The sequence below is a fragment of the Kitasatospora sp. NBC_00315 genome, from assembly GCF_041435095.1.
GTDB lineage: Bacteria > Actinomycetota > Actinomycetes > Streptomycetales > Streptomycetaceae > Kitasatospora.
Map to the genome: position 1 here is coordinate 3,997,424 of NZ_CP108025.1, position 19,473 is coordinate 4,016,896.

General features: G+C 73.4%; 14 protein-coding genes. 1 reads left to right on the top strand and 13 read right to left on the bottom strand.

The window, feature by feature from the left end:
• Nucleotides 1-69: 69 nt before the first annotated feature.
• The 10 genes from pstC to OG823_RS16320 all read right to left on the bottom strand — a co-directional run bounded on the left by pstC (nucleotide 70) and on the right by OG823_RS16320 (nucleotide 15,409).
• The gene (pstC, locus tag OG823_RS16275; protein ID WP_371480274.1) at nucleotides 70-1,083 is read right to left on the bottom strand and encodes a phosphate ABC transporter permease subunit PstC; all 1,014 of its coding nucleotides are present in this window, start codon (nucleotides 1,081-1,083) and stop codon (nucleotides 70-72) included.
• Nucleotides 1,084-1,261: 178 nt separating this feature from the next.
• Entirely contained in the window at nucleotides 1,262-3,820 is a 2,559-nt protein-coding gene (locus OG823_RS16280) for a hypothetical protein (protein WP_371480275.1), read from the bottom strand.
• A 276-nt stretch (nucleotides 3,821-4,096) separates the two neighbouring features.
• Nucleotides 4,097-4,642: a hypothetical protein gene (locus OG823_RS16285; RefSeq protein ID WP_371480276.1), complete on the bottom strand. Its 546-nt coding sequence runs from the start codon at nucleotides 4,640-4,642 to the stop codon at nucleotides 4,097-4,099.
• Nucleotides 4,643-4,920: 278 nt separating this feature from the next.
• Nucleotides 4,921-5,949, bottom strand: coding sequence for a substrate-binding domain-containing protein (locus OG823_RS16290; RefSeq protein WP_371480277.1), 1,029 nt, complete (start codon nucleotides 5,947-5,949; stop codon nucleotides 4,921-4,923).
• Between the two features lie 279 nt (nucleotides 5,950-6,228).
• Nucleotides 6,229-6,633 carry a hypothetical protein gene (locus OG823_RS16295; RefSeq protein WP_371480278.1) on the bottom strand — a complete coding sequence of 135 codons (405 nt, stop codon included), beginning with the start codon at nucleotides 6,631-6,633 and terminating at the stop codon, nucleotides 6,229-6,231.
• Nucleotides 6,623-7,018: a YegP family protein gene (locus tag OG823_RS16300; RefSeq protein ID WP_371480279.1), complete on the bottom strand. Its 396-nt coding sequence runs from the start codon at nucleotides 7,016-7,018 to the stop codon at nucleotides 6,623-6,625. The genes OG823_RS16295 and OG823_RS16300 overlap by 11 nt, the downstream gene beginning before the upstream one ends.
• A 234-nt stretch (nucleotides 7,019-7,252) precedes the next feature.
• Complete coding sequence (locus OG823_RS16305; RefSeq protein ID WP_371480280.1) at nucleotides 7,253-9,076, bottom strand: GAF domain-containing sensor histidine kinase; 1,824 nt, start codon at nucleotides 9,074-9,076, stop codon at nucleotides 7,253-7,255.
• A 73-nt stretch (nucleotides 9,077-9,149) separates the two neighbouring features.
• On the bottom strand, nucleotides 9,150-12,800 hold the full coding sequence (cydD, locus tag OG823_RS16310; RefSeq protein ID WP_371480281.1) for a thiol reductant ABC exporter subunit CydD: 3,651 nt from the start codon (nucleotides 12,798-12,800) through the stop codon (nucleotides 9,150-9,152).
• 18 nt (nucleotides 12,801-12,818) lie between these two features.
• Nucleotides 12,819-13,844, bottom strand: a complete 1,026-nt coding sequence (gene cydB, locus OG823_RS16315) for a cytochrome d ubiquinol oxidase subunit II (protein ID WP_371480282.1) — start codon at nucleotides 13,842-13,844, stop codon at nucleotides 12,819-12,821.
• Between the two features lie 20 nt (nucleotides 13,845-13,864).
• Complete coding sequence (locus OG823_RS16320; protein WP_371480284.1) at nucleotides 13,865-15,409, bottom strand: cytochrome ubiquinol oxidase subunit I; 1,545 nt, start codon at nucleotides 15,407-15,409, stop codon at nucleotides 13,865-13,867.
• 561 nt (nucleotides 15,410-15,970) lie between these two features.
• Between OG823_RS16320 and OG823_RS16325 the strand changes: the two genes are divergently transcribed.
• Nucleotides 15,971-16,408: an MscL family protein gene (locus OG823_RS16325; RefSeq protein WP_371480285.1), complete on the top strand. Its 438-nt coding sequence runs from the start codon at nucleotides 15,971-15,973 to the stop codon at nucleotides 16,406-16,408.
• 174 nt (nucleotides 16,409-16,582) lie between these two features.
• On the opposite strand, the gene OG823_RS16330 is transcribed toward OG823_RS16325, so the two are convergent.
• From OG823_RS16330 to OG823_RS16340, 3 genes are all read right to left on the bottom strand, one after another.
• Nucleotides 16,583-16,870, bottom strand: a complete 288-nt coding sequence (locus OG823_RS16330) for a DUF2087 domain-containing protein (RefSeq protein ID WP_371480286.1) — start codon at nucleotides 16,868-16,870, stop codon at nucleotides 16,583-16,585.
• 134 nt (nucleotides 16,871-17,004) lie between these two features.
• Complete coding sequence (locus tag OG823_RS16335; RefSeq protein WP_371480287.1) at nucleotides 17,005-18,486, bottom strand: sensor histidine kinase; 1,482 nt, start codon at nucleotides 18,484-18,486, stop codon at nucleotides 17,005-17,007.
• A gap of 8 nt (nucleotides 18,487-18,494) precedes the next feature.
• On the bottom strand, nucleotides 18,495-19,265 hold the full coding sequence (locus tag OG823_RS16340) for a response regulator transcription factor (protein ID WP_371480288.1): 771 nt from the start codon (nucleotides 19,263-19,265) through the stop codon (nucleotides 18,495-18,497).
• Nucleotides 19,266-19,473 lie beyond the last annotated feature (208 nt).

A 19,473-nucleotide genomic window follows, 5' to 3' on the forward strand; every position in this document is an offset into this window, starting at 1 on the left:
CGGGGCGGCGGGGCGGCAGTGGGGCGCGGCGGCGGGGCGCCGTCGCGGGGCCCGGGATCGCGGTCACGGTCAGTCCGCCGTGTTCGCGCCGGAGCGGGAGCGGTTGATGACCACCCCGGCGGCCAGGTTGACCAGCAGGGTCAGCGCGAAGAGCACCAGTCCGGCCGCCATCAGTGCGGAGAGCGACAGCACGTCGGACTCCCCGAAGCGCAGGGCGATCAGCGCCGAGATCGAGTTGGCGCCGTTCTCCAGCACATGGGTGATCGGGGTGAAGCTCGGCGAGATGATCAGCGCGACCGCGATCGTCTCGCCCATCGCCCGTCCGAAGCCGAGCATCACGGCCCCGATCACGCCGCCCCGGCCGAACGGCAGCACCACGGTGCGGACCATCCCCCAGCGGGTGCTGCCCAGCGCGTACGCGCCCTCCCGCTCGCCCTGCGGCGCCTGCGAGAACACCTCCCGGCTGAGTGACGCCACGATCGGGATGATCATCAGGGAGACCACCACGCCCGCGATGAAGGTCGAGGAGGTGTACGAGGTGCCGATGTCGCCGGTGCGCACCTTGAGGAACGGGATCGCGTCGCCCAGGTGCAGCGACATCCAGCGGACCAGGCCGATGATCCGCGGCTGCAGGAAGAACAGCCCCCAGAGCCCGTAGACGATGCTCGGGATCGCCGCCATCAGGTCGACCAGCGAGACCAGGGCCGCGCGCAGCCGCTGCGGGGCGTACTCGGAGATGAAGACGGCCGAGGTCAGCGCCACCGGGACGGCGATCACCAGGGCGATCACCGCGATCAGCAGGCCGTCGGGCAGGACGGCGGCGATACCGAAGGAGTGCGCCTGGGGGCGCCACTTCTGCTCGGTCAGGAACGACCAGCCGGTCACCCGCAGGGCGTCGGAGCCGCGCCACAGCAGGAAGAAGGCGATCAGGCCCATGATCACGAAGACCGAGAGCCCGGCCGCCCGGAGCACCCCCCGGAACACCCGGTCACCGGGCGTGGCGGGAGAGGTGATCGTACGCGGCACGTCGGGGTCGGGCGAGGCCTGGGCGAAGGGTTCCGCGGGCCCGGTGGCGGCTGTCATGGTCTGTTCTCCGGCGCGCTCGGATCGGGAGGGGAGGTGGTGGTTCCGGTGCCGCCGGTGGGTGCCGTCGGCGCGGGAGCGGGGTGGAGGGCCCGACTGGGCGGACCGGGGGTGAGGGCCCGGCGGGACGGGTGCCGGTGGCCCGGCGGGGCCGGACGGGGCCCCGCCGGGCCGCCCGTCAGCGCCCGGTCCGGCGCAGCCGCCCCCAGCCGGAGCGCAGGCCGCCGACGAGCCGCGCCCCGGCGGGCGTGCCGCCCAGGATCAGCGCGGCCGGACCGCCGACCAGCAGCACCAGGCCGGTGACCAACGCGACCGGCAGCAGCAGCCTGGCCGCGCCTGCCCGGTCGGGCGCCGGCCGGCCGGCCGCCACCGGCGCCGCGTCCAGCGGGCCGGCGCCCGGCGAGGCCGTCCCCGACTTCGGCGTGCCCGTCGCGGCCCCGGTGCCCGTGGCGCCACCGGCGCCGGCGCTCCCCGCGAAGTCGCCGTCACCGCCTGCCGCGCCGTTCGAGGAGCCGGTGCCCGTGCTGCCCGCGGCCGCCTGGCCGCCGGTCGCCGCGGCGTCGCCCGCCGAGGTGGCCGGGCCGGTGTCGCCGGCCGGGGCCTTCTGGTTGCCGGGCAGCGTGCCGTCCTGCGCCGCGACGTGCGTCACGGCCGCCTGTGCCTGGGCGAGCTGGTCCGTGGTCAGTCCGAGGAACCCGCCGGCGAGCTGCCCGGGGCCGGCGCCGTAGACCTGGCCGCCGCCCGGATCGGTGGTGCGCCGCAGGAAGGTGGAGACCGCCTTCGCCTTGGCGTCCGCCAGACCGGCGGTGGGCGCCATCGCGTACTGCACGGTGGTCAGCGGGTACGCCCGCTGGTCCTTGGCGAAGTCGGTGCCCGCCGTGCCGTAGGGCAGCTGCTGGGTGCCGGTGAGCGCGTCGAGGGGCATGTCGTCGACGGCCGCCCGGTAGGAGTCCAGGCCCGGGGTCACGAAGGCCCCGGCCGGGTTCTGCAGGGCGGCCTCCGGCAGGCCGAACGCCCGTGCCTGGCCGGCGTCCAGGACCGCGAACAGGGTCCGCTGGCCGATCGACTGGCGGCCGATCTTGCCGTGGGTGCCGCCGACCGCGTCGGGGTTGATCGCGGTGGGCTGCAGCTGCAGCAGGTTACGGGCCACCTGGCCGAGGCCGCCGAGCAGCGGGTTCCACTCCCACTGCTTCCAGACCGCCTTGTCACCGCTCTCCCCGACGATCCCCGAGAAGTCCTGCGGCTGGAACGCCTCCACGGGGTATCCGGGGAACTTCGGACGCAGGTAGAAGCTGTCCACGTGCATTCCCCACGGGTCCGGGGCGCCCTGCAGGAACTGGGCGGCGTCCGGGTCGCCCGCGATCCACGAGGTCAGCTGGTACACCAGGTCCGTGGTGCCGCCGAGCACGATCGGCAGCATGTTGATCGCGTTGGCCGCGCAGCTGCTCGGCCAGTGTGCGCCGCCGAGCGTCGAGTCCGGGTTCAGCTGACGGAACTCCGGGTCCATGAAGATGCAGTTCGGGTTGCCCGCGACCGAGGCGACGTTCGCCGCACCCGTGTACGACTGGGTGAGCATCTTGGCCATCAGCCTGGCGTTCAGCCGCATGCTGCGGATCTGCCGGCCGGTCTCCGGGTCGTCCACCAGGTAGACCACCGAGATCCCGGTGGTGGCCAGCGGCGCGTAGACGTAAGGCCTGGGCGCCGGTGAGCGGTCGGGGCGGGCGGTCAGCGCGACGGTCGCGCCGGTGCCGCCGAGGAAGTCGGCCCGGGCCTGCGGCTCACCGCCGGCCGGGCTGTACTGCATGCTGAGTGGATCGGTGCCCTCGCAGAATCCCGAACGCCACTGCTGGACGGCCCGGTTGGCCATCTCCAGGCCGGCGGCGCTGAACTCCGCGGCGGCGGCCTTGCAGTCGTCGGCCGTCGGGGAGAACTCCAGCGGCACGACCGTGCGCTTGTTCCACGCGCAGCGCTCGCCCGTCCAGTTGCCGGTCTTCCAGCTGGCACCGATGGAGCGCACGATGTAGTCCGTGGCGGTGTTGCTGTCGAAGTCCATGTCGAACTCGTGGTCGTTGCAGTCGGCGGCGCCGTCCCGGACCCGGCCCGCGTCGTTCGGGTCACCCCCGTAGTTCGGCTCCACCACGATCGAGCACGGGTGGGTGGCGTCGCAGCCGAGCGAGGGGCTCTGCTTCGCCGACCAGACCTCGATGGACGCCGTGCCGGAGCCGTCGGCGCCGGTCACCGCCCACTGCTGGTTGGTCGGGAAGTCCGGGGCGAGGACGCCCACGTCGCGGGAGGGCTGGTCGAAGCCGAGGGCGCTCTCGCCGCCGTAGAGCCAGTTCCCGTAGCAGTCCGTGATCTTCGGATCCGCGCCCCGGCACTGGTAGACCCGCACCGGGTACATCACGCCGCTGTCACCCTCCTTGGCGACGCTGGCCTGGGTGCCGTCCCAGTTGACGGTCGGCGTGAACCCGCTCCAGGAGACCTGGACCACCTGGTTGGAGAGGTTCTTCGCGGGCGTGACCGTCACGCTCCCCGGCAGGCCGTCCGCCCCGGTGGCGGGGTCGTAGCGGTTGGGCCCGGCCACCGTCACCCCGGAGTCCGCGTGCGCCGCCGTGGCCGGCCCGAGGGTGAGTGGCAGCACCGACAGTGCGGCGACCACGGCCCAGGCGAGGGCGAGCGCGGGCAGCCTCCTGCGCCACCGCCCCTGCTGTCTCGGGTCTGGCAGGCGGAGTCTCATGGCGGGCACCTCCGGGCGAATGCGCAACGGGTCTGCGCGGGTGATGGGCGGTTCGGTGGGCGCACCGACGGCTGCGGTACCGTCCCATTCGGCCATCCGGAGATGGCCGGATTCGGTCGGCAGGATGTACTGGGCCACAACAGGCCCACTCTTGTGGCCAGTTGCTCATGAACGCCGGCGCGGGCCCACATGAGGACGCGTGGACCCGCACCGCACGACAGATGCCGGCCGGCCCCGTGGCGGCGGGGCGCGACCGGCCGGACCGGGAGCGGCGGCTCAGGCGGCCGGCGTGAAGGTGACCGAGAGCGTGCCGACGGACTGACCGCCGACGAAGAAGGTGCTGTTCAGCTTCCCGTCGAGGAACTGAGCGCCCTGGGCGTCCACCTTGAGGTCGGTCGCCACCAGCTGCTGGGTGGTACCGGTCCGGGTGATCGTGGTCTGGCCGGCCGGGTCGAGGAGCGGGACCGGGTCGGTGCCGCCGAGCGGCACGCCGGTCAGCTGCCAGGCGAAGGCGTCGAAGGCGAGCTGCAGCTGGATCCCACCGAAGGAGGCGGCCAGATCGCCGTCGCCACCGGTGGCCGGGAAGGTGGCCGAGAAGCCGGTGGCGCTGTCGTAGGCCGGGGTCGCCGAGGGCAGCGGGACCACCAGGACACCGGCGGCGGCCGTCTGCTGGATGAAGGCGGTGGTCTCGTTGACCACCGCGCTGCCGCTCGCCGCGGCGGCCGGCACCGAGGTGTCGGCAGCGGCCGCACCGCTCAGTCCGGTGACGGCGAGGACCGCGGCGGCGGCGGTGGCGGCGAGGCGGACGCTGGTGCGGGACATGCTGCTCTCCTTGGGACGGAACGAGGGACTGCGGACTGCTGGACTGCTGTGTGTCGACGGGCCGGGCCGGGCGGTGGTTCGCCGGCGGCCGGGACACCGGGCGGGCCGGAGCGCGTACGGGCCGGGGTGGGGCGGGTACGGCCGCTCCTGGGTGCCCGCGGGTGGCCGGGCCACCCGCGGGCGGGCCGGCGGCCGGGGCTTCCCGCGCCCGGCCGCCGGTGTGTGATGTCACGTCAACTTCGTTGCTTCCGGCCGTCGATGGATCGGCCGGAGGGAAGTCAGCGGACGATCGTGCCGCAGGACGAGATGGTCAGGAAGCCGTAGCTCTTGGTGTCGGCGATGCCGGCGGTGCTGGTGCAGATCCAGCCGGTGGGGCCGAAGATGGCGCGCAGCGCGTCGCCGTGGGCGCCGGTGGCGACGTACTCGGCGTCACGGACCACGTTGAAGAGCGTGCGGCCGTAGACCGGGTTGGCGAAGGTGGGATTGATGGTGTGGGCGGCGGTGACCGGGGCCACGCCGTTGACGTTGCGCAGGCTCAGCACGCCGGCCGCGTCGGTGCCGCTGCTGTGGCCGTTGTAGACCTGGCCGATGAAGTGGCCGACCGAGTACGGGAAGATCACGTTCGGGTCGTTGAGGGCGACGTTGGTGCCCTCGTTCTCCTCCGGGCCGCTGACGACGTTGACGCCCAGGGTGGTGACGCCGATCGCCTTCAGGAAGAAGGAGCGGGTGCCCGAACCGCTCTGCGGCAGGTAGGGCTTGATCGTCACGGCGGGACCGGTGTAGCCGGAGATGTCCGTGATCTGGTTCCAGGTCGTGTAGGTGCCGTCGTAGATCTTGGTGAGGTCCGCCGTGGTGAGGTTGGCGGGCGCGTTGCTGCCGGTGGCCGTGGCGGACCAGGTCACCGCGTCCTTCGCGAAGCTGATGTAGTCGTAGGCGGTCGAGGTGCCGGCGGCCGGGGCGCTGGAGGAACGCGCGAAGTCGACCTGGCTGCCCGCGGCGGTCAGGGCGGCGAAGCCCTGGCCCGAGCCGTTCGGGCGGGTGATGGAGGTGGCGCCGGCCTTGGGCGTGATCGACGCGGAGCCCGTGGCGTCCCAGCTGTACAGGTGCGGCGCCGAGGCGGCCAGGGTGGCGTTGTAGTCGGTGGAGTACTGGGTCAGAACGGTCTGCGTGGTGTCCGAGCCCACACCGACGATGTCGGTGGCGGCAGGCGTCACGGTCGGGTCGGCCAGCGCGGTGCCACTCGCAATGGTGACGAGCGAGGTCGCGAGGGCGGCGGCGGTGAGCAGCTTGGCAGCGGTCTTGCGCATGTTCCTGTTCCTCCGGTGGGAGAGACGTACATCGCTTGCCCGGACCTGGATGGGGCCCGGGGCCGGAGTCCGCGGCGGCCGCTCCGGCAGAGCTGATCCTGTCCGGCCCGGGGCCGCCCCAGGAAGGGCCTCCGGGCGGCCGGCCCCGACGGGAGCGACAACCGGAGGCGGGTCGTCCGCGCTGGTCGGAGCGGGTGCGGCGGGCGGGCTTCGGACTCCGCGGGCCCGGCGACGTTCTTCTCCCGGTGGCGGTTCGGGGTGCTGCCGGAAACCTCCGCTTCACCAGGGCCACCGGTCGTCCCGTCCGGCACGCCGGAGCTCCCGGCCGATCTGCTGGAGGCCCGCGACGAAGCTGTCGACGCCGCCCTGGCACTGGTCGCGGCGCAGGTAGCCGCGCGCGCTGCGGGCGATCGGCCCGGCGTCGGCGGCGCCGGGCCGGGTGCTGAGTGCCGGCAGGTAGGCCGTCCACACCCAGAGCCGGCCGTCGGACTGCCCGACGCTGCACCGCAGCGCGGCCCGCTCGATGAGCAACCGTCTCACCGCCTCGGAGAGTTCCTCCTCGTTGCGGTACGCCCTGGCGCCGACCGCGAGCTGCCGACCGTTGGCGGCCCGCAACGCCCAGCCGACCCCGCGCTCCGCGCCGCGGACGGTGAGCAGACGTGGACCGCGCGGCTCAGTCGCCATCGGACGGTCTCAACGGGCCCTGCGGCCCCTGCGGTTCGGGAACGGCTGCGCCCGGCCCGTCCAGCTTCGCGAGCAGCACGACGAAGCGCCGGAAGGCGTTCTGACAGGTGGCGTACCGCTCGTAGGCGCGACTGGAGCGGATCTCGGGCAGGCCGCGGGCTCCCGGGACCACCCAGATCCAGCCGATGCCGTCTCGGACATGGGTGATCCGGGCGACCAGTCCTGGCCCGGCGACCCGCAGGTCGGCGAACCCCCGCTCGGCCTCGCCGGGGGTCTCGTACCCGACCGGTGAGACCGCGACGAGCCGGCCGTTCGGTGACTTCAGCTGCCACCGGTAACGCCCGTCGGGCGAACGCTCGGTGCGAAAGCCCCCCCGGCCCGGCACCGCGGGCGGCGGCCCGGCTCCGGGCGGTGCTCCTGCCCCGGGTAATCCGCCCGGTCCTGCTGATGCGGCGCGACCTCGGCCCGACGCGTCCACTGCTCCCCCGTCCGATAAGCGAGACGGGGCAAAGCTATGTGTGCACACGAGCACACAGGAAGGGCAGCAAATACACAACTTGCTCCGTTGGCCGCGAAGTTCTCCCTCGTTAAACTTTCACCAAGCGCACCCCAAGAGCCGTCAGAGCCGGGCCGTCCAGCGGACGGTCGTGCCCTTTCCGTACGGTCCGGGCTCGTGCCAGGCCTCGCCGCCGAGCGCCTCGGCCCGGCGGGCCAGATTGTTCAGGCCGCTGCGCCGTCCGCCGTCCGGGATGCCCACCCCGTCGTCCGTGACGATCAGCATCACTCCCGGGCGGCCCACCCGGTCCGGCGGATCCGGATCGGCCGGAACCGGCCGGCCCTCGTCGTCCAGATGGACGGTCGCGTCGACCTCCACCCCGACCCGGGAGGCCCGCGCGTGCCGGGCCGTATTCGAGAGCATCTCCCTTAGTGCAGCGAGCAGTTGACGCCCGGTCCGCTCGCCGACCAGGCTCTCCACCGGGCCGGTGAAGGTCACCGAGGGCTTGAACCCGAGCGCCGCGGCGGCCTGGCTCGCCTCCCGGAGCACCCGGGTGCGCAGGGTGTCCGGCTCCTCGTCGTGGTCGCCGTGCTGGAGGGCGTAGATGGTCGTGCGGACCTCCTGGATGGTCGCGTCGAGCTCGTCCACCGCCTTGCCGATCTGCGCGGTCACCTCGGGCACCACGGCCCGCCGGGCGGCGCTCTCCAGCATCATCCCGGTGGCGAACAGCCGCTGGATCACCAGATCGTGCAGGTCCCGGGCGATCCGGTCGCGGTCCTGGAAGACCGCGAGGCGCTGCTGGTCGCGCTGGCCCTCGGCCAGGCGCAGGGCCAGCGCGGCCTGCGAGGCGAAGGTCTGCGCCAGCTCCTTCTCCGAGTCGGTGAAGGCAGGCGCACCCCGGCGCCGCCAGACGCAGAGCGCACCGAGCACCCGGCCGGTGGCCGCCATCGGCACCGCCATCGAGGGCCCGAAGGTCCGGGCCAGCCGGATCACCACGGCGGGGTCGGTGGACATGTCCTCCAGGTAGACGCTCTCCCCCGCCAGCAGCCGGCTGGCGAAGGAACTCGGCGGCAACAGCTCGCCGGTGACGAACTCGGCGGCCTCGCCGGAGGCGTGCGAGACCCGCATCCGGCCGTCCCCGGTCGGCAGCATGATCATGCCTAGCGCACCGCCCGCCAGCTCCCGCACCTGCTCGGCGGCCACCGTCAGGGCCGCCTGCGCCTCGTCCGTCGAGAGCAGCGCCGTGGTCACCGCCGACGCACCCGCGATCCACCGCTCCCGGCGCCGGCCCGCCTCGTACAGCCGCGAGTTCTCGATCGCGACGCCCGCGGCGGCCGCCAGCGCGTGCACCACCTGCTCGTCCTCCGGGGTGAAGGCGCCGCCGCCCTGCTTCTCGGTGAGGTAGAGGTTGCCGAACACCTCCCCGCGGACCCGGATCGGCTCCCCGAGGAAGGACGTCATCGGCGGGTGGTGCGGCGGGAACCCGGCGGAGCGCGGGTCGGCGGTGAGATCGGTCAGCCGCAGCGGCTCCGGCCGGTCGATCAGCGCGCCGAGGATGCCCCGGCCGGCGGGCAGCTCACCGATCCTCGCGGCGGTCCGCGCGTCGATCCCGACGTGGATGAAGTCGCTCAGCCCCTGCCCGGCCGGGTCGACCACCCCGAGCGCCGCGTACCGGGCGTCGACCAGTTCGGCGGCGCCGACGGCGATCCGGTGCAGCGTCGCGTGCAGGTCGAGCCCGGCGCCGACCGAGACCACCGCCTCCAGCAGCCGCTGCATCCGGTCGGTGACGGCGGCCGCGGACTGGAGCCGCTCGGACACCTCGGTGACCAGCGTGTCCAGGCCGAGCGAGGCGATCTCCGGCACCCGCAGCGGCGCGGCCGCGCGGGGGGCCGGGCCGGCCGAGGCGGGGACCGCCGGATCGGGGTTCCGGGAGGAAGTGGGCTCCATGCTTCGAGCGTAGTTTGTGTGGATTTCCGATGGACCGCAACCGCGGCGTGTCGGACGCCCGCGAGAGCTCCGGTCACCGGCCGGCACCGCTCTCCACCAGCAGTCCGTCCGCCTCGCGCTCGCGCTGCCACATCGCCGACAGCCGTCCGCCCGGATCCGCCGTGAGCCCGGCCCAGCTGCCCCGCTCGACGACCCGGCCGTGGTCCAGGACGAGGATCTCGTCCACGGCGCCGGGGGCGGCCAGGCCGGCCAGGCGGTGGGTGATCAGCAGGGTGGTACGGCCCGCGGTGGCCGCCAGCAGATCCGCGGTGAGGGCGTCGGCGGTGGGCAGGTCGAGGTGCTCGGCGGGCTCGTCCAGCAGCAGTACGGGGAAGTCCGCGAGCAGCGCGCGGGCCAGTGCGAGCCGCTGGCGCTGGCCGCCGGAGAGCCGGCCGCCGTGCTCGCCGACCATGGTGTCCAGGCCCCCGGGCAGGGTGTCGACCCAGTCCAGCAGGCGCGCTCCGCGCAGGGCCGCGCGCAGCTCCTCCTCGCCGGCCTGGGGCCGGGCGAGCCGCAGGTTCTCCCGCAGGGAGCTGTCGAAGACGTGCGCGTCCTGGGCGCAGAGACCGATGGCGCGGCGGACGTCGTCCGAGGCGACGGCGGCGCTGTCCACAGCCTGTGGACGACCGGCGGCGAAGGTGACCGTGCCGGCGCTGCGGTCCAGAAAGCGCAGCAGCGTCTGCGCGAGGGTGCTCTTGCCGGAGCCGGACGGGCCGACGACGGCGATCCGCCGTCCGGGCCCGAGGTCGAGCGAGACGCCGAAGATCGCGTCCTGCTCCTGACCGGGGTGCCGGGCGGCCAGGCCGCGGACGGCGAGCGGCAGCGGATCGCCGGGCAGCGCCGCCGGCTCGGCGGGTTCGCCGACCGGCGCCGGGCTGTCCAGCACCTCCGCCAGCCGGGCCCGCGCCGCCCGGCTGCGCTCGCGGGCCTGCACGGCGAGCGGCATCCCGGTGACCGCCTCGAAGGCGGCCAGCGGTGTCAGCACGATGACGGCCAGGCAGACCGGCGGCAACGCGCCGCTGCTGACGCCGTGGATGCCGACGGCGGCGGCCGCCGTCACGGTGAGGCCGGTGAGCAGCGTGATCAGACCGGCGCCGAGCGCCGTGGTCGCGGCCGAGCGGGCGGCCAGCGAGGTGAGGGCGGCGTCGGCGGCGCGGACGGCGGCCAGCCGGGTCGGCAGGGCGCCGGCGACGGTCAGCTCGGCGGTGCCGGTGAAGGTGTCGACCACGGCGTCCGCCAGGTCGCCGCGCGCCGGCGCCTGCCGGCGCTCCGCGCGCCCGGACAACCGGACGGCGACGACCGGCACCACGGCGCCCGCGAGCAGCAGACCGGCGGCGAGGACCACCCCGGCCCAGGGCAGCAGGAGAGCGAGTGCGACCGAGGAGGCCAGCGAGACCACCGCCGCGATCGCCGCCGGCAGCCGCCAGCGCAGGTAGTGGTCCTGGATCGCGTCCACGTCCGCGACCAGCCGCGAGAGCAGGTCGCCCCGGCGGTGGGCCGGCAGCCCGGCGGGGGCCAGCTGCTCCAGCCGGCGGTAGACGGCGGTGCGGAGCGTGCCGAGGCCGCGCAGCACCGCGTCGTGCGAGACCAGCCGCTCGGCGTAGCGGAACACACTGCGGCCGATGCCGAAGGCCCGCACGGCGGTGACCGCCATCATCAGGTAGAGCACCGGCGGCATCTCGGAGGCGTACGAGATGAGGTAGCCGGAGGTGCCCATCAAGGCGACGGCGCAGAGCAGGGCCAGCGAGCCGAGCAGGGTGGCGAGCGCGAGCCGGGGCCCGCCCGGCCCCGCCGGTTCGGGCTCGGGCTCGGACGTCGCGGGCGTCGCGGGCGCCGAGGGCGCCGAGGGCGCCGAGGGCGGTGGGGGCGGCGGGGGCGGCGCGGGCGTCGCGGGCGTCGCGGGCGTCGGCGCGGCCACCACCCGGGCGGCCACCACCCGGGCGGCCGCGCCGTCGGGGGCGGGGCCGGGGGCGGCGGGGGCGGGGCCGGGGGCGGCGGGGCAGGGGGCGGCTGGCTCGGCCTCCGGCGCCGTCAGGCGGTGCCGGGCGTCCGCCACCGCCAGCAGCGCCGGACGGTGCGCGACCAGCAGCACCGTCCGGGCCGGGTCGGCGGCCAGCGCCCGGACCGCCTCGACGACGGCGGCCTCGCTCTCACCGTCCAGGTTGGCGGTGGGTTCGTCCAGCAGGACGAGCGGGCGGTCGGTGGCGAGCAGCGCGCGGGCCAGCGCCAGACGCTGGCGCTGCCCGGCGGAGAGGCCGGCGCCGCCCTCGCCCAGGCGGGTGTCGACGCCGAGGGGGAGGCGGTCGACGAAGTCGAGCGCGTGGGCGGCGGCCAGCGCGCGGCGGATCTCCTCGCGCCCGGCGTCCGGGCTGGTGAGCCGGACGTTGTCGGCCACCGTGCCGGCGAACAGGTGGGGACGCTGCGGGACCCAGGCGATCTGCCGGTGCCAGCCGCTCCGGTCGAGGTCGGCGAGCCGGTGGCGGGTGCCGTCGGCGGCGGTGACGGTGACGCTCCCCGCGTCGGGCGCGGTGAGGCCGAGCAGGACGGACAGCAGAGTGCTCTTCCCCGCGCCGCTGGGCCCGGTGAGGACGGTGGTCGTCCCCGGTGCGAGGGTCAGGCCCGCGTCCCGCAGGGCGGGGGCGCCGCGGCCGGGGAAGGAGGCGGTGACGCCGGTGACGGTGATGGTGGCGCCGGCCAGCGGGGGCGCCGGGGTGCCGCCGGCCGCCGGGAGCGCGGTCTCCAGCACCCGGAAGATCTCCTCGGCGGCGGTGAGGCCCTCGACACTGGAGTGGTAGAGCGTGCCGACCTGCCGGATCGGCACGTACACCTCGGGCGCCAGGATGAGGATCAGCAGGCCGGTTTCGAGGTCGAGGGTGCCGTCGACCAGCCGGAAGCCGACGGTGACGGCCACCAGCGCGACCGAGAGGGTGGAGAGCAGTTCCAGCGCGAACGAGGAGACGAACGCGATCCGCAGCGTGCGCAGGGTCGCGCGGCGGTAGTCGGCGGTGATCCGGGAGATCGTGGCGGCCTGGGCCTTGGCCCGATTGAAGACCTTGAGCGTCGGCAGACCGGCCACGACGTCCAGGAAGTGGTGCGAGAGCCGGGCCAGACTCGCCCACTGCCGGTCCATCCGGCTCTGGGTGGCCATCCCGATCAGCGCCATGAAGAGCGGGATCAGGGGGAGCGTCCCGGCGATGATCGCGGCGGAGGTGAGGTCGGCCCCGACGATCCGCAGCAGCACGACCACCGGGACCACCACGGCCAGCGCCAGCTGCGGGAGGTAGCGGGCGAAGTAGTCGTCGAGGGCGTCGACACCCCGGGTGGCGAGAGCGGTGAGCTCGCCGGTGCGCCGGCCCGCCAGGTAGGACGGGCCGAGGGCGGTGGCGTGGTCGAGCAGCCGGCGGCGCAGGGTGGACTTCACCCGGGCCACCGAGCGGTGCGCGGCCAGCTCGGTGAGCCAGGTGACCAGCGCCCGGCCCGCCGCGGTGGCGGCGAGCAGCAGCAGCGGCCCGGCCAGCTCGTCGACTCCGGCCCGCTGCTGGAAGGCCCGGACGACGATCTCGGCGATCAGGCTCGCCTGCGCGACCACCAGGGCCGCGCCCGCCCCGCCGAGGATCACCGATCCGGCGAGGAAGGCACGGGTGGTGCGGGCGTACGCCAGCAGGCGCGGGTCCACGGGTTTCACGTCGGCTGCCTCTCGGCGTCAGTGCTGGTCGAGGGGGGCGGCCGGGTCGTGCCCGGGGATGTGCTGGACGCCGATCCGCTTGCGGAACACCCAGTACGTCCAGCCCTGGTAGATGATCACGACCGGCGTGAAGACCGCCGCCACGATCGTCATCAGCTTCAGCGTGTAGGGCGAGGACGAGGCGTTGCTGACGGTCAGGCTCCACCGCGGATCGAGGGTGGAGGGCATCACGTCCGGGAACAGCGCCAGGAAGAGCATCCCGACCGCGGCCACGACGGTCAGTCCGGAGAGCCCGAACGCCCAGCCCTCGCGGGCCAGCTGGTTGGCCACCAGGGCCCCGACCAGCGCCAGCACCGCGACCACCAGGGCGGCCAGGCTCCAGCCGTCGCCGCTGTCGGCCTGGGTCCAGACCAGGAACACCACGGCCAGAACGGCGGTGGCCAGCCCCAGTTGGAGGGCCATCACCCGGGCCCTGGCACGGATGTCGCCGACGGTCTTCAGCGCGGCGAACACCGCACCGTGGAAGGTGAAGAGGAACAGCGTCACCAGACCGCCGAGCAGGGCGTACGGGTTGAGCAGGTCCCACAGGGTGCCGGTGTAGTTCTTCTGCTGGTCGATGTCGACGCCGGCCACGATGTTGGCGAACGCCACGCCCCACAGGAAGGCGGGGATCAGCGAGGTCCAGAAGATCGCCTGTTCCCAGTTGCGCTGCCAGCGCTCCTCGTCGCGCTTGTGCCGGTACTCGAAGGCCACGCCCCGCACGATCAGGCAGACCAGGATCAGCAGCAGCGGGATGTAGAAGCCGCTGAACAGCGTCGCGTACCAGTCCGGGAAGGCCGCGAAGGTCGCGCCGCCGGCGGTGAGCAGCCAGACCTCGTTGCCGTCCCAGACCGGGCCGATGGTGTTGATCAGGACACGCCGCTCGGTGGTGCCGCGCGCCAGCAGCTTGGTCAGCACGCCGATGCCGAAGTCGAAGCCTTCGAGGAAGAAGTAGCCGATCCACAGGACGGCGATGAGGACGAACCAGACGTCGTGCAGTTGCATGCTCTCTCAGTCCCCGGGCGTCAGTAGGCGAAGGCGAGCGGCTTGTCGGCGTCCTCGTCCGAGGACGGCCCGCGCAGGGTCGGGTCCTTCGCCGGGGGCCGCTCGGACGTGTCCGGGCCGGCCTTGGCGTACTTGACCATCAGCTTCACCTCGATGACCGCGAGGATCGCGTACAGCAGGGTGAAGGTGCTCAGCGCGATCACCTGGGTGGTCACGCTGACGTTGGGTGAGACCGCGTCAGCCGTCCGCATCAGGCCGAACACCGCCCAGGGCTGACGGCCCATCTCGGTGAAGATCCAGCCGAAGCTGTTGGCGATCAGCGGGAAGCCCATGGTGAGGATGCCGATCCGCCAGCTCCACCTGGTGAGGAAGGGTCCGAGCTCCCGGCCCCGGGTCAGCATCAGCCTGGGGACCTCGTCCTCGGCGGTGCGGTGCTCGGGCGCGAGGAACCATTTCCTGCGGGTGGTCCAGAGCCCGACCAGGCCGGCCAGGAAGGAGGTCATCCCGAAGCCGATCATGAGGCGGAAGCCCCAGTACGTCACGAAGATGTTCGGGATGTAGTCCTTCGGCTCGCCACCGAACCTCGTGGCCTCGGCGGCGGCGGTGTCGTTGATGCCGGGCACCGGCGAGCTGAAGTTGCTGTTGGCCAGGAAGGACAGTATCCCCGGGATCTCCAGCTCGACCGAGTTGTGCCCCTGGTTGACGTTCCCGACCGCGAAGATCGAGAACGGCGCCGGGTCCTGGGTCTCCCACAGTGCCTCGGCGGCGGCCATCTTCATCGGCTGCTGCTTGAACATGACCTTCGCCAGCTCGTCACCGGTCAGCGCGGTACCGAGGCCGAAGACCACCGCGAGCACCAGGCCGAGCCGCAGCGAGGTGCGCATCACGGCGGTCCGCTTCGGGTCCGCGCCCTCGGGGCGGCGCTTGGCCTTCCACAGGTGGACGGAGGAGATGCCGACCACGAAGGCCGCACCGGTCAGGAAGGCGGCGGTGAGCGTGTGCAGCACGACGACCACGGTGGTGTCCTGGAACAGCACCCGGGCGATGTCGTTGAGCTGTGCCTTGCCGGTGGCCGGGTTCACCTCGTAGCCGACGGGGTGCTGCATCCACGAGTTCGCGGCCAGGATGAAGTAGGCCGACAGCGAGGTGCCGATGGCGACCATCCACATGCAGGCGCAGTGGATCTTCTTCGGCAGCTTGTCCCAGCCGAAGATCCAGAGCCCGATGAAGGTCGACTCGAAGAAGAAGGCGATCAGCGCCTCCATCGCGAGCGGCGCCCCGAAGACGTCGCCGACGAAGCGCGAGTAGTCGGACCAGTTCATGCCGAACTGGAACTCCTGCACGATGCCGGTGACCACGCCCATCGCGATGTTGATCAGGAAGAGCTTGCCCCAGAACTTGGTGGCGTGGAAGTACTTCTCCTTGCCGGTCCGCACCCAGGCGGTCTCCAGCCCGGCCACGACCGAGGCCAGGCTGATCGTCAGCGGGACGAAGAGGTAGTGGTAGACGGTGGTGATGCCGAACTGCCATCGCGCGATGGTCTCGTGAGCGACTGCTAGGTCCACTTCGCCCTCTCTCCGGCCAGGGAGTCATTACGTCTTATAGCGGACAAATTTCATATATAGCGACAGAGCATCACGTTGCCACGCAAGCTTGTCCGCTTGTGAACGTGAATACATTCACAAGGGCAGTATCCATCATACTTATGGCGGTACTGCAAGGGGGGTGTGGTGGTACGCGTCACAGCCGCCGGACGGCCGTCCGACAGGGCGCTCACGGGGTCACCGGCGCCGCCCCGCCGTTCGGGCCAGTGTGCTGAGTGCGCCCGACCCGCCACAACCGGCAGCCGGTCGCCGCGACCCGGCCTTTTGGACGATCAGGCGCTTGACAGCGGACGGGCCGTCGTCCGCCCGCCCCCCGGGCGGTGGTCCGCCGCTCGACGGTGGCGCGAGCGGAGGGCCGGGCACGACGCTCCGGGGTGCCCGGGGACAGCACCGGGAACAGCACCGGGGATCGCCTCGGGGACCAACCCGGCGGGACCAACCCGGCGAGCCGATCGACGGCCGGGACCTTAGCGTTCTCGGTATGCCCACCTGCGGAGTCGTCGATCCCACCGGGAGCTGACCGTGATCAAAGGCTTCAAGAACTTCCTCATGCGCGGCGACGTCATCATCGTGGCGATCGGTCTGATCGTCGCCCTGGCCTTCAGCACGCTCATCAAGGCGTTCACCGACTTCGTCATCAACCCGATCATCACCCGGCTGCAGGGTTCGAACTCGGTCGGGCTGGGCTGGCAGCTCGGGGACGAGGGGAACGCGGCCACGTACCTCGACCTCGGTGCCTTCATCTCGGCGATCGTCTACTTCGTGATCTTCATGGCCGTCGTCTACTTCGTCATCGTGCTGCCCTACAAGCACGTCCAGGCCCGTCGTGGGCTGATCGTCTTCGGCGACCCCGTCCCGACCAAGATCTGTACGGCCTGCCTGTCCGACGACATCCCACGGGCCGCGACCAGGTGCAGGTACTGCGGCAGCGACCAGCCCGCCGCCGGAGTCCCGGCCTGAGCCGGCCGGTGACGCCCCGTCAGCGGCCGGTGGTGCCCGGCGCCGACCCGCAGGACCCGGCCCGACGCGGCGGGGCGAGCCCTGACACGGGCCGGCCACCGTCGCGCGGCCGAGGTCGTGCGGCGCGGAGAAGGCGGTGCGCACCCGCCCGCGACGGTCGGCCGTCCTCCCCGCTCAGAGAGTCTGCCGGTAACTGCCGCCGTCCCTGGTACGGGCCAGCAGGTGCGCCTCGACCAGGTAGCGGCGCAGCGCCGAGCAGTCGTCGTGCACCGCGAGCAGCGCCGCGTTGACCTCGGGTTCGGTGTAGTCGCGGCCGGGTTCGAAGAGGGTCCGCGCGAGGTGGACGAGCAGTTGCTCGCGGCGGGCGGCCTTGCGCGGGACGCTGATCAGGCGGCCGTGCGAGAACAGGCTCTCCACGTCGCGCGGGCCGCCGGGGGCGGTACGGGTGCTGGTCTCGGACATGTCACCGACCCTCTCCCGCGGGGCGCCGGCGGGGCAACGCGTTTTCGCCGCCCGGCAGTCGGCCCGGCGGACAGGCGGACAGGCGGACAGGCGGACAGGCGGAAAACGGTGGCGCTCCCGGCGGGTGGCGGCGGTCACCGCTGGCGGGGGATCTCCATCCGGAAGACCGCGCCGTCGCCCGGGGTGCTGCGCAGGGTGAGGGTGCCGCCGTGGGCGTGGGTGAGGGCGGTGGCGATGGCGAGGCCGAGGCCGGCGCCGCCGCCGTCGTGCCGGCTGCGGGAGGCGTCCACCCGGTAGAACCGGTCGAAGACGCGTTCGGCCTGGTCGCGGGTGAGGCCGGGGCCGGAGTCGGCGACCTCCAGCAGGCAGTCGCCCCGGGCGGTGCCCACGCCGATCCGGACGGCCGTACCGGGCGGGGTGTGCTTGACGGCGTTGCCGACCAGGTTGGTGACCACCTGGCGCAGCCGCGCCTCGTCGCCGAGGACGGGGGCGGCGCCGGGCGCGCCCTGGCCGGCGGGGCCGGTGAGGGCGACCGGGCGGGTCGGGTCCAGGGCGGTGAGGTCGTGCAGGGCGTCGGCGGCCAGCGTGCGCAGGTCCATCGGGGCGAGGTCGAGCGGGCGCTCCTCGTCGAGCCGGGCGAGCACCAGCAGGTCCTCGACCAGGGTGCCCATCCGGACGGCCTCGTTCTCGATCCGGCCCATGGTGCGGTTGACGTCAGCGGGCGTGGGCAGCGCGCCCATCCGGTACAGCTCCGCGAACCCGCGGATGCCGGCCAGCGGGGTGCGCAGCTCGTGCGAGGCGTCCGCGACGAAGCGCCGCATCCGGGCCTCGGACTCGGCGCGGGCCGCGAAGGCCGCCTCGATCTGGGTGAGCATCCCGTTGAGCGCAGCCGAGAGCCGGCCGACCTCGGTGCGCGGGGAGAGCTCCGGCATCCGGTGCGACAGCTCGCCCGAGGCGATCCTGGCGGCGCCGTCCTCGATGATCCGCAGCTGCCGCAGCCCGGCCCGGACGGCGAAGAAGCCGAGGGCGGCGATCAGCAGCAGGACCACCCCGCCGATCACCAGGAAGGAGGTGCGCAGCTTGCCGACGGTGGCGTCGATGTCGTCGCGGGAGACCGCGACCAGCAGGTAGGAGGGGCTCGGCGCGGCGAACTCGCTGCCGGTGCTCTGCCGCTGGAGCGGCAGCACGAGGACCCGCCAGGTGCCGTGACCGCGTCCGTCGGGCAGGTCGAAGGCGGTGTCCGGGTCGGTGGCGGGCAGGTCGAGCCGGCTGAGCTGCGGCGCCGGGTCGGAGTCGGCGATCGGCTGCCGGACGGTCTGCTGCACCTTGCCGTCCGCGGAGAGGTACTGGACGACGTACTGGCTGGGCAGGGCGGCCAGGTACTGCGCCGCGCGCTTGCCGGGGACGGCCGGGGCCTGGCCCTTGTCGCCCCAGGTCTGGCGGCCGGGCGCGCGGTGCGAGAGCGGCTCGGCGAAGCGCTGGAGCTGTTCGTCCATCCGCTGTTCGAGCTGGTGGCGGACGGTGCCGAGGACGACCGTGTCACTGACCGCGAGGCCGGTGGTGACCAGGAGCAGGGCGAGGATCAGCAGGCGGGCGCGGAGCGAGAGCCGGGTCATCCCGCGGTTCAGTTCTGCGGCGGCCGGCGCAGGGCGTAGCCGATGCCCCGGACGGTGTGGATCAGCTTGGGCCCGTGCGCGGGGCCGGAGTCGAGCTTGCGGCGCAGGTAGGAGATGTACGACTCGACGATGGAGAGGTCCCCGCCGAAGTCGTACGCCCAGACGTGGTCCAGGATCTGCGCCTTGGAGACCACCCGGCCGACGTTGGCCAGCAGGTAGTGCAGCAGTTTGAACTCGGTCGGCGAGAGCGAGACCGGGACGCCGGCCCGGGTGACCTCGTGGGCGATCGGGTCGAGGGTGAGGTCGGCAACGACCAGGCGGCCGTCCTCGGCGGGGCCGCCGGCCCGGCGCAGGATCGCCCGGATCCGGGCGATCAGCTCCTCCAGGCTGAACGGCTTGGTGACGTAGTCGTCCGCGCCGACGGCCAGCCCCTGGACCTTGTCGCCGACGCCGTCCTTCGCGGTGAGGAAGAGCACCGGCAGGTGCTCGCCGGAGTGTGCGGGCCCGGCGATCTGGCCGCGCCGGGTCTGCTCGCGCAGCCGTTCGACGACGGTGAAGCCGTCCAGGTCGGGGAGCATCACGTCGAGCACGATCAGGTCGGGACGTTCGGCGGCGACGGCGGCGAGCGCCTCGTGGCCGGTCGCGGCGGAGGAGACCCGGAAGCCGGAGAACCGGAGCGAGGCGGAGAGCAGCTCGCGGATGTTCGGTTCGTCGTCGACGACGAGGAGGAAGGCTTCACCGGTGCTGCCGGGGGCCGCCGCGGCCCCAGGTGTCGACACGATCCCTTGCACGGCTGTTCGGCCTCCCGGTCGGACGATGGCACTCATACGGACGATAGCCCGGTCGAGGCTATGCACGGTCGATGAATGTTGGATTAACCAGCTTAGCCGGGGGGGGATTTTTCCCGGACCGGTCGGGGCCCGGCGACGGACCGGTGGGGCCGGCCGACGGCGTCCCGCCGGCGGGGGGCAGAGCGAGGCCCGGCCG

Bases quoted from the DNA above. Each gene is read 5' to 3' on its own strand.
- OG823_RS16305 (WP_371480280.1), bottom strand. From the start codon at position 9,076: ATGGAGCCCACTTCCTCCCGGAACCCCGATCCGGCGGTCCCCGCCTCG.
- OG823_RS16295 (WP_371480278.1), bottom strand. From the start codon at position 6,633: ATGGCGACTGAGCCGCGCGGTCCACGTCTGCTCACCGTCCGCGGCGCG.
- pstC (WP_371480274.1), bottom strand. From the start codon at position 1,083: ATGACAGCCGCCACCGGGCCCGCGGAACCCTTCGCCCAGGCCTCGCCC.
- OG823_RS16285 (WP_371480276.1), bottom strand. From the start codon at position 4,642: ATGTCCCGCACCAGCGTCCGCCTCGCCGCCACCGCCGCCGCCGCGGTC.
- cydB (WP_371480282.1), bottom strand. From the start codon at position 13,844: ATGCAACTGCACGACGTCTGGTTCGTCCTCATCGCCGTCCTGTGGATC.
- OG823_RS16280 (WP_371480275.1), bottom strand. From the start codon at position 3,820: ATGAGACTCCGCCTGCCAGACCCGAGACAGCAGGGGCGGTGGCGCAGG.
- OG823_RS16290 (WP_371480277.1), bottom strand. From the start codon at position 5,949: ATGCGCAAGACCGCTGCCAAGCTGCTCACCGCCGCCGCCCTCGCGACC.
- OG823_RS16335 (WP_371480287.1), bottom strand. From the start codon at position 18,486: ATGACCCGGCTCTCGCTCCGCGCCCGCCTGCTGATCCTCGCCCTGCTC.
- OG823_RS16330 (WP_371480286.1), bottom strand. From the start codon at position 16,870: ATGTCCGAGACCAGCACCCGTACCGCCCCCGGCGGCCCGCGCGACGTG.